We start from the raw sequence: 8,826 nt of genomic DNA on the forward strand, positions 1-8,826 counted from the left end.
ATTAACCCTCGACACGCAGCATGTAGTAAGCCTTGTTGATCATCCCGCGATTCTCGGGAGTATCCTGGACTTCTACAGTGTGACCGATGCGACGCAGACCCAGACCCTTAACGCACAGTTTGTGGTTAGGGATGCGGCCGGTCATGCTTTTGATCAGCGTAACTTTAACGGTAGCCATGATCAGAAGATCTCCTTGACAGTCAGACCACGCTTGGCAGCGATGGACTCAGGAGATTGCATGGCTTTCAGACCTTTGAAAGTGGCGTGAACCACGTTTACCGGGTTAGTCGAGCCGTAGCACTTGGCCAGAACGTTCTGAACGCCAGCAACTTCGAGGACAGCACGCATAGCGCCGCCAGCGATGATACCGGTACCTTCAGAAGCAGGCTGCATGTACACCTTCGAAGCGCCGTGAGCGGACTTCATTGCGTACTGCAGGGTAGTGCCGTTCAGGTCAACTTGAATCATGTTGCGGCGAGCAGCTTCCATTGCCTTCTGGATCGCAGCAGGCACTTCACGCGACTTGCCACGGCCGAAGCCAACACGCCCTTTACCATCACCAACCACGGTCAACGCGGTGAAAGTGAAGATACGGCCGCCTTTAACGGTTTTGGCTACGCGGTTAACTTGAACCAGCTTCTCAATGTAGCCTTCGTCGCGCTTTTGGTCGTTATTTGACATAACTTAGAACTCCAGCCCAGCTTCACGAGCAGCATCAGCCAGCGCTTTAACGCGGCCATGGTACTTGAAGCCAGAGCGGTCGAAAGCCACTTGCGAGACGCCAGCGGCCTTAGCACGCGTAGCGACCAGCTGGCCAACCTTTGTGGCCGCGTCGATGTTGCCAGTGGCGCCATCACGCAGTTCTTTATCCAAAGTCGAGGCGCTTGCCAGGACTTTGTTGCCGTCGGCCGAGATGACCTGGGCGTAGATGTGCTGCGACGAGCGGAACACGCAGAGACGCACGACTTCGAGTTCGTGCATTTTCAGGCGTGCTTTGCGAGCGCGACGCAGTCGAGTAACTTTTTTGTCGGTCATTTGCTATGCCCTACTTCTTCTTGGCTTCTTTACGACGGACGACTTCGTCCGCGTAGCGCACACCTTTGCCTTTGTACGGCTCTGGTGGACGGAAGTCGCGGATCTCAGCGGCCACTTGACCTACCAGCTGTTTATCGATGCCCTTGATCAGGATATCGGTCTGGCTAGGAGTCTCAGCGGTGATGCCTTGCGGCAGTTCGTAATCCACTGGGTGCGAGAAGCCAAGAGCCAGGTTCAGCACCTGACCTTTTGCTTGCGCTTTGTAACCAACACCGACCAGCTGGAGCTTGCGCTCGAAGCCTTGGCTTACGCCTTGGACCATGTTGTTTACCAACGCACGCGTGGTACCGGCCATTGCGCGAGTCTGTTGATCGCCATTGCGAGCAGCGAAACGCAGCTCACCGGCTTCTTCAACGATCTCAACGGACGAATGGATGTTCAGTTCAAGAGTACCCTTGGCACCCTTCACCGAAAGCTGTTGGCCTGCGAATTTTACTTCGACACCGGCTGGCAGCTTAACGGGGTTCTTAGCGACGCGAGACATGCTTATCCCCCCTTAGAACACAGTGCAAAGAACTTCGCCGCCGACACCGGCAGCGCGCGCAGCACGATCCGTCATCACACCTTTGTTGGTGGAGACGATAGACACGCCAAGACCGCCACGAACCTTCGGCAGATCTTCAACGGACTTGTACTGACGCAGGCCTGGACGACTAACGCGCTTCACTTCCTCGATGACCGGACGGCCTTCGAAGTATTTCAGCGAGATGGACAGCGACGGCTTAGCGTCGGTGGTGATCTGAAAATCCGCGATGTAACCTTCGTCCTTCAGGACTTTTGCTACAGCCACCTTCAACGTGGAAGACGGCATGCTTACGACAGACTTTTCAGCCATCTGGGCATTACGGATTCGAGTTAGCATGTCCGCTAACGGGTCCTGCATACTCATGGGCTAGACGCTCCTAATACAGAAAAATTAGCCTTGCGGCTACTACATGTCGCCGAGAAACTCCGGGCATGAAAAACACGGGCTCAGGCGAGCCGGTCATTCTAGACACACCCCAGAAATGAATCAAGCCCCAAAAGGGGCTTGATTCAGATTCAAGGCCACCGATGGTCAGGTTCTTGCGAACCCGACCATCAAGGCTTTGACTGCGATTACCAGCTGGCTTTAACCAGACCTGGAACGTCACCACGCATTGCCGCTTCACGCAGTTTGTTACGGCCCAGGCCGAACTTGCGGTAAACGCCGTGCGGACGACCAGTCAGGCGGCAACGGTTACGCATGCGCGAAGCGCTTGCGTCACGTGGTTGCTTCTGCAGAGCTACGGTAGCTTCCCAACGCGCTTCTGGACTTGCGTTCAGATCAACGATGATAGCTTTCAGCGCTGCACGCTTGGTGGCGTACTTGGCAACAGTGAGCTGACGCTTCAGCTCACGGTTTTTCATGCTCTTCTTGGCCATTTTCCTACTCCAATCAGTTGCGGAACGGGAATTTGAAAGCACGCAGCAGAGCGCGGCCTTCATCATCGTTCTTGGCAGTGGTGGTCAGGGTAATGTCCAGACCGCGGAGAGCATCGATCTTGTCGTAGTCGATTTCCGGGAAAATGATCTGCTCTTTCACGCCCATGCTGTAGTTGCCACGACCATCGAAGGACTTGGCATTCAGGCCGCGGAAGTCGCGAACCCGAGGCAGGGAGATCGACAGCAGACGATCCAGGAACTCGTACATACGCTCACGGCGCAGAGTCACTTTGACGCCGATCGGCCATCCTTCACGGACTTTAAAGCCAGCGATGGATTTACGAGCGTAGGTCACAACGACTTTTTGGCCGGTGATCTTTTCCAGGTCAGCAACAGCGTGCTCGATGACTTTTTTGTCGCCGATCGCTTCGCCCAGACCCATGTTCAGGGTGATTTTGGTAACGCGCGGAACTTCCATCACGTTCGAAAGCTTAAGTTCTTCCTTAAGTTTCGGAGCGATTTCCTTCCGGTAAATCTCTTTTAGTCGTGCCATGGTCTTCTACCTAGCAGTGTTCAAGCATCAACCGCTTTTTGGGTCGACTTGAAGACACGAATTTTCTTACCGTCTTCTACTTTGAAACCAACGCGGTCAGCCTTGTTGGTTTCGCCGTTGAAGATGGCGACGTTGGAAGCGTGCAGTGGCGCTTCTTTCTCGACGATACCGCCCTGTACGCCCGACATCGGGTTAGGCTTGGTATGACGCTTGACCAGGTTCAGACCACCAACAACCAGACGGTTGTCAGCAAGAACCTTCAGCACCTTACCGCGCTTACCTTTGTCTTTGCCGGCGATCACGATGATCTCGTCGTCACGACGAATCTTTTGCATGTCGGATCTCCTTACAGCACTTCTGGGGCGAGCGAGACGATCTTCATGAACTTCTCAGTACGAAGTTCACGGGTCACTGGCCCAAAGATACGGGTGCCGATCGGCTCTTGCTTGTTGTTCAGAAGAACAGCAGCGTTGCCATCAAAGCGGATAATGGAGCCATCAGCACGACGTACGCCGTGACGAGTGCGGACTACAACAGCAGTCATCACTTGGCCTTTTTTCACTTTACCGCGAGGAATTGCTTCCTTGACGGTAACTTTGATGATGTCACCGATACCAGCGTAACGACGATGGGAGCCACCCAGCACCTTGATGCACATAACGCGGCGAGCGCCGCTGTTATCGGCCACATCGAGCATGGATTGAGTCTGAATCATATAATTTCTCCGACCCCTAGCCCTTAGACTTCCACAGCGCGTTCGAGAACATCAACCAGCGCCCAAGACTTGGTCTTGGCCATCGGACGAGTTTCACGAATAGTGACTTTGTCGCCGATGTGGCACTGATTGGTTTCGTCGTGCGCGTGCAGCTTAGTCGAACGCTTAACGTATTTACCGTAGATCGGGTGCTTAACGCGACGCTCGATCAGAACGGTGATGGTTTTGTCCATCTTGTCGCTGACAACACGGCCAGTCAGCGTACGGACAGTTTTTTCGGCTTCAGCCATGATCACTTACCTGCCTGCTGGTTGAGCACAGTCTTCACGCGAGCGATGTCACGCTTAACTTGCGAGAGCAGATGAGACTGCCCCAACTGGCCAGTTGCTTTCTGCATACGCAGATTGAACTGGTCGCGCAGCAAGCCGAGCAGTTGCTCGTTCAACTGCTGTGCGGATTTTTCACGAAGTTCATTCGCTTTCATCACATCACCGTCCGTTTAACAAAGGAGGTGGCGAGCGGCAGCTTTGCAGCAGCCAGGGCGAAAGCCTCACGCGCCAGCTCTTCAGAAACACCCTCGATTTCATACAGGACTTTGCCTGGCTGAATCTGGGCAACCCAGTACTCCACGTTACCCTTACCTTTACCCATACGAACCTCGAGAGGTTTCTTGGAGATCGGCTTGTCCGGGAATACACGGATCCAGATCTTGCCACCACGTTTTACGTGACGGGTCAGAGCACGACGCGCTGACTCGATCTGACGAGCGGTGAGACGACCACGAGCAACAGACTTCAGCGCGAACTCGCCGAAGCTGACTTTGCTACCGCGCAGTGCCAGACCACGGTTGTGGCCGGTCATCTGCTTGCGGAACTTCGTACGCTTTGGTTGCAACATTTGGCGTACCCCTTACTTAGCAGCTTTTTTACGAGGCGCTGGTGCTTGTGGTTTCAGCTCTTCTTGGCGACCACCAATTACTTCGCCTTTGAAGATCCAAACCTTTACACCGATCACACCGTAGGTGGTGTGAGCTTCGTAGTTGGCATAGTCGATGTCGGCACGCAGGGTGTGCAGTGGCACACGACCTTCGCGATACCATTCAGTACGTGCGATTTCAGCACCGCCGAGACGACCGCTCACTTGGATTTTGATGCCTTTGGCACCAATGCGCATGGCGTTCTGTACTGCGCGCTTCATAGCGCGACGGAACATTACACGACGCTCCAGCTGCTGAGCTACGCTCTGCGCAACCAGCATACCGTCGAGCTCCGGCTTGCGGATCTCTTCGATATTGATGTGCACAGGCACACCCATTTGCTTGGTCAGGTCCTGACGCAGTTTCTCAACATCTTCACCTTTCTTCCCGATAACGATACCTGGACGAGCGGTGTGGATGGTGATGCGTGCAGTTTGGGCCGGACGATGGATATCGATACGGCTTACGGACGCGCTTTTTAGTTTGTCTTGGAGATACTCACGCACTTTCAGATCTGCGAACAAGTAGTCCGCATAAGTCCGACCGTCTGCGTACCAGACGGAGGTGTGCTCCTTGACGATTCCCAGGCGAATGCCAATGGGATGTACTTTCTGACCCATCTCTTCGACTCCGTTACTTGTCAGCAACCTTGACAGTGATATGGCAAGACCGCTTGACGATGCGATCAGCACGGCCTTTGGCACGTGGCATGATGCGCTTCAGCGAACGCCCTTCGTTGACGAAAACGGTGCTGACCTTCAGGTCATCAACGTCTGCGCCTTCGTTATGCTCGGCGTTGGCTACGGCCGACTCCAGCACTTTCTTCATGATCTCGGCGGCTTTCTTACTGCTGAAAGCCAACAGGTTGAGCGCTTCGCCCACCTTCTTCCCGCGGATCTGGTCGGCGACCAAGCGGGCTTTCTGGGCGGAGATTCGAGCGCCCGACAACTTAGCGGCTACTTCCATTTCCTTACCCCTTAACGCTTGGCTTTCTTGTCAGCCACGTGCCCACGATAAGTGCGGGTACCGGCGAACTCGCCCAGTTTATGGCCAACCATGTCTTCGTTCACGAGAACTGGGACGTGCTGACGGCCGTTGTGTACTGCGATGGTCAGACCGACCATTTGTGGCAGGATCATCGAACGACGCGACCAAGTCTTAATTGGTTTGCGATCGTTCTTTTCCGCCGCCACTTCGATCTTCTTCAGTAGGTGAAGATCAATAAAAGGACCTTTTTTCAGAGAACGTGGCACTGTCGTATCCCTCTATTTACTTGCGACGACGGACGATCATTTTGTCGGTACGCTTATTACCACGAGTCTTCGCGCCCTTAGTCGGGAAGCCCCATGGCGATACCGGATGACGACCACCAGAGGTACGACCTTCACCACCACCATGTGGGTGGTCAACCGGGTTCATGGCAACACCACGAACGGTTGGGCGAACGCCACGCCAGCGTTTGGCACCAGCTTTACCCAGCGAACGCAGGCTGTGCTCGGAGTTCGAGACTTCGCCCAGGGTCGCACGGCATTCAGCCAGGACTTTACGCATTTCACCGGAACGCAGACGCAGGGTAACGTACACGCCTTCACGAGCGATCAGCTGAGCCGAAGCACCAGCGGAACGAGCGATCTGCGCGCCTTTACCTGGCTTCAGTTCGATGCCGTGTACGGTAGAACCGACTGGAATGTTGCGCAGTTGCAGAGCGTTGCCTGGCTTGATTGGAGCCAGAGCGCCTGCGATCAGTTGGTCGCCAGCACTCACGCCTTTAGGGGCGATGATGTAGCGACGCTCGCCGTCTGCGTAGCAGAGCAGTGCGATGTGAGCAGTACGGTTTGGATCGTATTCGATACGCTCGACAGTGGCGACGATGCCATCTTTGTCGTTGCGACGGAAATCGACCATACGGTAATGCTGCTTATGACCACCACCGATGTGACGAGTGGTAATACGGCCATTGTTGTTACGACCACCAGTCTTCGATTTTTTCTCGAGCAGCGGTGCGTGAGGAGCGCCTTTATGCAGCTCCTGGTTGACCACCTTGACCACAAAACGGCGGCCAGGGGAAGTCGGTTTGCATTTAACGATTGCCATGATGCACCCCTTCCTTACTCAGCACTGCTGCTGAAATCGAGATCTTGGCCTGGCTGAAGGGAGATAACTGCCTTCTTCCAGTCATTACGCTTGCCCAGACCGCGAGCAGTGCGCTTGCTCTTACCCAGAACGTTCAGGGTAGTGACGCGCTCTACTTTCACGCTGAACAGGCTTTCGACGGCCTTCTTGATTTCCAGCTTGGTTGCATCAGTAGCAACCTTGAAAACGAACTGGCCTTTCTTGTCTGCCAGAACCGTAGCCTTCTCGGAAACGTGCGGGCCAAGCAGAACTTTAAATACGCGTTCCTGGTTCATCCCAGCAGCTCCTCGAATTTCTTCACGGCCGACACGGTGATCAACACCTTGTCGTATGCGATCAGACTAACTGGATCGGAACCTTGCACGTCACGTACATCTACGTGTGGCAGGTTACGAGCAGCCAGGTACAGGTTCTGATCAACAGCGTCCGACACGATGAGAACATCGGTCAGGCTCATGTTGTTCAGCTTGCCCAGCAGATCTTTGGTTTTCGGAGTTTCAACAGCGAAATCCTGAACCACGACCAGACGATCAGTACGCACCAGCTCAGCAAGGATGGAACGCATTGCTGCGCGATACATCTTCTTGTTCAGCTTCTGGGAGTGATCCTGTGGACGAGCTGCGAAAGTGGTACCGCCGCCACGCCAGATTGGGCTACGGATAGTACCGGCACGAGCACGGCCAGTACCTTTCTGACGCCATGGGCGCTTACCGCCACCACGAACGTCGGAACGGGTCTTTTGCTGCTTGCTACCTTGACGGCCGCCGGCCATGTAGGCCACGACTGCTTGGTGAACCAGCGCCTCGTTGAACTCGCCGCCAAATGTCAGTTCGGAAACTTCGATCGCTTGAGCGTCATTTACATTTAATTGCATGTCAGCTTCCCCTTAACCGCGAGCCTTGGCTGCTGGACGTACAACCAGGTTGCCGCCAGTAGCGCCAGGAACAGCGCCCTTGACCAACAACAGATTGCGTTCAGCGTCCACGCGCACTACTTCCAGGGACTGCACGGTCACGCGCTCAGCGCCCATATGACCGGACATTTTTTTGCCCTTGAATACACGACCAGGAGTCTGGCACTGGCCGATAGAGCCTGGGACGCGGTGGGATACGGAGTTACCGTGGGTGTTATCTTGCCCGCGGAAATTCCAACGCTTGATCGTACCCTGGAAGCCTTTACCCTTGGACTGACCGGTTACATCAACCAGTTGACCAGCGGCGAAGATTTCAGCGTTGATCAGATCGCCAGCCTGGTACTCGCCTTCTTCAAGACGGAATTCCATGGTGGTACGACCAGCGGCAACGTTCGCTTTAGCGAAGTGACCAGCTTGAGCTGCTGTTACACGCGAAGCACGACGCTCGCCGACAGTGACTTGCACTGCACGATAGCCATCGGTCTCTTCAGTTTTGAACTGGGTGACGCGATTCGGCTCGATCTCAATGACCGTGACCGGAATGGAGACACCTTCTTCGGTGAAAATACGGGTCATACCGCATTTACGACCGACTACACCAATAGTCATGTTGTAAACCTCATGAGTGTACGGGGCTTTCACCCGCTATGGCCGCCCATTTCAGAGCGTTACACGACCAAGACCGAGTCTTAGCCGAGGCTGATCTGCACTTCCACACCGGCCGCAAGATCAAGCTTCATAAGAGCATCAACGGTTTTATCCGTTGGCTGGACGATGTCCAGAACGCGCTTATGAGTGCGGATTTCGTACTGGTCACGCGCGTCTTTGTTGACGTGCGGGGAAACCAGAACGGTGAACCGCTCTTTACGGGTAGGCAGTGGAATTGGACCACGCACTTGAGCACCAGTACGTTTCGCGGTTTCCACGATTTCCTGGGTTGATTGGTCGATCAGGCGATGGTCGAAAGCCTTCAACCTGATACGGATTTGCTGATTTTGCATTGGATTTCAGACTCCGGCTGCTATTCCCACCGGGCG

General features: G+C 54.6%; 20 protein-coding genes. All 20 read right to left on the reverse strand.

Annotated features, from left to right (window positions below):
• Position 1: 1 nt before the first annotated feature.
• The 20 genes from rpmD to rpsJ all read right to left on the reverse strand — a co-directional run bounded on the left by rpmD (position 2) and on the right by rpsJ (position 8,790).
• Positions 2-178: a 50S ribosomal protein L30 gene (rpmD, locus tag E4T63_RS25055; RefSeq protein WP_003176408.1), complete on the reverse strand. Its 177-nt coding sequence runs from the start codon at positions 176-178 to the stop codon at positions 2-4.
• A gap of 2 nt (positions 179-180) precedes the next feature.
• Positions 181-681, reverse strand: a complete 501-nt coding sequence (gene rpsE, locus E4T63_RS25060; protein WP_003176409.1) for a 30S ribosomal protein S5 — start codon at positions 679-681, stop codon at positions 181-183.
• Between the two features lie 3 nt (positions 682-684).
• Complete coding sequence (gene rplR / locus E4T63_RS25065) at positions 685-1,035, reverse strand: 50S ribosomal protein L18 (protein ID WP_003186037.1); 351 nt, start codon at positions 1,033-1,035, stop codon at positions 685-687.
• 10 nt (positions 1,036-1,045) lie between these two features.
• Positions 1,046-1,579, reverse strand: coding sequence for a 50S ribosomal protein L6 (gene rplF, locus E4T63_RS25070; RefSeq protein ID WP_007966176.1), 534 nt, complete (start codon positions 1,577-1,579; stop codon positions 1,046-1,048).
• A 12-nt stretch (positions 1,580-1,591) separates the two neighbouring features.
• The gene (gene rpsH, locus E4T63_RS25075) at positions 1,592-1,984 is read right to left on the reverse strand and encodes a 30S ribosomal protein S8 (protein ID WP_007966178.1); all 393 of its coding nucleotides are present in this window, start codon (positions 1,982-1,984) and stop codon (positions 1,592-1,594) included.
• Positions 1,985-2,193: 209 nt separating this feature from the next.
• The gene (gene rpsN, locus E4T63_RS25080; RefSeq protein ID WP_003228726.1) at positions 2,194-2,499 is read right to left on the reverse strand and encodes a 30S ribosomal protein S14; all 306 of its coding nucleotides are present in this window, start codon (positions 2,497-2,499) and stop codon (positions 2,194-2,196) included.
• 13 nt (positions 2,500-2,512) lie between these two features.
• Positions 2,513-3,052, reverse strand: coding sequence for a 50S ribosomal protein L5 (gene rplE / locus E4T63_RS25085; RefSeq protein WP_003210069.1), 540 nt, complete (start codon positions 3,050-3,052; stop codon positions 2,513-2,515).
• A 20-nt stretch (positions 3,053-3,072) separates the two neighbouring features.
• Entirely contained in the window at positions 3,073-3,387 is a 315-nt protein-coding gene (gene rplX, locus E4T63_RS25090) for a 50S ribosomal protein L24 (protein ID WP_003186046.1), read from the reverse strand.
• Positions 3,388-3,398: 11 nt separating this feature from the next.
• On the reverse strand, positions 3,399-3,767 hold the full coding sequence (gene rplN, locus E4T63_RS25095) for a 50S ribosomal protein L14 (RefSeq protein ID WP_002555479.1): 369 nt from the start codon (positions 3,765-3,767) through the stop codon (positions 3,399-3,401).
• A 23-nt stretch (positions 3,768-3,790) separates the two neighbouring features.
• The gene (gene rpsQ / locus E4T63_RS25100) at positions 3,791-4,057 is read right to left on the reverse strand and encodes a 30S ribosomal protein S17 (RefSeq protein ID WP_003194644.1); all 267 of its coding nucleotides are present in this window, start codon (positions 4,055-4,057) and stop codon (positions 3,791-3,793) included.
• Between the two features lie 2 nt (positions 4,058-4,059).
• Positions 4,060-4,251: a 50S ribosomal protein L29 gene (rpmC, locus tag E4T63_RS25105; RefSeq protein ID WP_002555481.1), complete on the reverse strand. Its 192-nt coding sequence runs from the start codon at positions 4,249-4,251 to the stop codon at positions 4,060-4,062.
• Positions 4,251-4,664: a 50S ribosomal protein L16 gene (gene rplP / locus E4T63_RS25110; protein ID WP_003228729.1), complete on the reverse strand. Its 414-nt coding sequence runs from the start codon at positions 4,662-4,664 to the stop codon at positions 4,251-4,253. Before rplP ends, rpmC begins: the two co-directional genes overlap by 1 nt.
• A gap of 12 nt (positions 4,665-4,676) precedes the next feature.
• Complete coding sequence (rpsC, locus tag E4T63_RS25115) at positions 4,677-5,363, reverse strand: 30S ribosomal protein S3 (protein ID WP_003176422.1); 687 nt, start codon at positions 5,361-5,363, stop codon at positions 4,677-4,679.
• A gap of 13 nt (positions 5,364-5,376) precedes the next feature.
• Positions 5,377-5,709, reverse strand: coding sequence for a 50S ribosomal protein L22 (gene rplV / locus E4T63_RS25120; protein ID WP_003103908.1), 333 nt, complete (start codon positions 5,707-5,709; stop codon positions 5,377-5,379).
• A gap of 11 nt (positions 5,710-5,720) precedes the next feature.
• Entirely contained in the window at positions 5,721-5,996 is a 276-nt protein-coding gene (gene rpsS, locus E4T63_RS25125; RefSeq protein ID WP_003228731.1) for a 30S ribosomal protein S19, read from the reverse strand.
• 16 nt (positions 5,997-6,012) lie between these two features.
• A complete protein-coding gene (gene rplB, locus E4T63_RS25130; protein ID WP_003228734.1) occupies positions 6,013-6,837 on the reverse strand; it encodes a 50S ribosomal protein L2 in 825 nt (274 codons plus the stop codon).
• Positions 6,838-6,851: 14 nt separating this feature from the next.
• Complete coding sequence (gene rplW, locus E4T63_RS25135; RefSeq protein ID WP_002555488.1) at positions 6,852-7,151, reverse strand: 50S ribosomal protein L23; 300 nt, start codon at positions 7,149-7,151, stop codon at positions 6,852-6,854.
• Positions 7,148-7,750, reverse strand: coding sequence for a 50S ribosomal protein L4 (gene rplD, locus E4T63_RS25140; RefSeq protein ID WP_135296668.1), 603 nt, complete (start codon positions 7,748-7,750; stop codon positions 7,148-7,150). The genes rplW and rplD overlap by 4 nt, the downstream gene beginning before the upstream one ends.
• 12 nt (positions 7,751-7,762) lie before the next feature.
• A complete protein-coding gene (rplC, locus tag E4T63_RS25145; protein WP_003228738.1) occupies positions 7,763-8,398 on the reverse strand; it encodes a 50S ribosomal protein L3 in 636 nt (211 codons plus the stop codon).
• Between the two features lie 80 nt (positions 8,399-8,478).
• Entirely contained in the window at positions 8,479-8,790 is a 312-nt protein-coding gene (rpsJ, locus tag E4T63_RS25150) for a 30S ribosomal protein S10 (protein ID WP_003186070.1), read from the reverse strand.
• Between the last annotated feature and the right edge of the window lie 36 nt (positions 8,791-8,826).

It is taken from the genome of Pseudomonas fluorescens (assembly GCF_004683905.1).
Classification (GTDB): Bacteria; Pseudomonadota; Gammaproteobacteria; order Pseudomonadales; family Pseudomonadaceae; genus Aquipseudomonas; species Aquipseudomonas putida_A.

Bases quoted from the DNA above. Each gene is read 5' to 3' on its own strand.
- rpmD (WP_003176408.1), bottom strand. From the start codon at position 178: ATGGCTACCGTTAAAGTTACGCTGATCAAAAGCATGACCGGCCGCATC.
- rpsE (WP_003176409.1), bottom strand. From the start codon at position 681: ATGTCAAATAACGACCAAAAGCGCGACGAAGGCTACATTGAGAAGCTG.
- rplR (WP_003186037.1), bottom strand. From the start codon at position 1,035: ATGACCGACAAAAAAGTTACTCGACTGCGTCGCGCTCGCAAAGCACGC.
- rplF (WP_007966176.1), bottom strand. From the start codon at position 1,579: ATGTCTCGCGTCGCTAAGAACCCCGTTAAGCTGCCAGCCGGTGTCGAA.
- rpsH (WP_007966178.1), bottom strand. From the start codon at position 1,984: ATGAGTATGCAGGACCCGTTAGCGGACATGCTAACTCGAATCCGTAAT.
- rpsN (WP_003228726.1), bottom strand. From the start codon at position 2,499: ATGGCCAAGAAGAGCATGAAAAACCGTGAGCTGAAGCGTCAGCTCACT.
- rplE (WP_003210069.1), bottom strand. From the start codon at position 3,052: ATGGCACGACTAAAAGAGATTTACCGGAAGGAAATCGCTCCGAAACTT.
- rplX (WP_003186046.1), bottom strand. From the start codon at position 3,387: ATGCAAAAGATTCGTCGTGACGACGAGATCATCGTGATCGCCGGCAAA.
- rplN (WP_002555479.1), bottom strand. From the start codon at position 3,767: ATGATTCAGACTCAATCCATGCTCGATGTGGCCGATAACAGCGGCGCT.
- rpsQ (WP_003194644.1), bottom strand. From the start codon at position 4,057: ATGGCTGAAGCCGAAAAAACTGTCCGTACGCTGACTGGCCGTGTTGTC.
- rpmC (WP_002555481.1), bottom strand. From the start codon at position 4,251: ATGAAAGCGAATGAACTTCGTGAAAAATCCGCACAGCAGTTGAACGAG.
- rplP (WP_003228729.1), bottom strand. From the start codon at position 4,664: ATGTTGCAACCAAAGCGTACGAAGTTCCGCAAGCAGATGACCGGCCAC.
- rpsC (WP_003176422.1), bottom strand. From the start codon at position 5,363: ATGGGTCAGAAAGTACATCCCATTGGCATTCGCCTGGGAATCGTCAAG.
- rplV (WP_003103908.1), bottom strand. From the start codon at position 5,709: ATGGAAGTAGCCGCTAAGTTGTCGGGCGCTCGAATCTCCGCCCAGAAA.
- rplB (WP_003228734.1), bottom strand. From the start codon at position 6,837: ATGGCAATCGTTAAATGCAAACCGACTTCCCCTGGCCGCCGTTTTGTG.
- rplW (WP_002555488.1), bottom strand. From the start codon at position 7,151: ATGAACCAGGAACGCGTATTTAAAGTTCTGCTTGGCCCGCACGTTTCC.
- rplD (WP_135296668.1), bottom strand. From the start codon at position 7,750: ATGCAATTAAATGTAAATGACGCTCAAGCGATCGAAGTTTCCGAACTG.
- rplC (WP_003228738.1), bottom strand. From the start codon at position 8,398: ATGACTATTGGTGTAGTCGGTCGTAAATGCGGTATGACCCGTATTTTC.
- rpsJ (WP_003186070.1), bottom strand. From the start codon at position 8,790: ATGCAAAATCAGCAAATCCGTATCAGGTTGAAGGCTTTCGACCATCGC.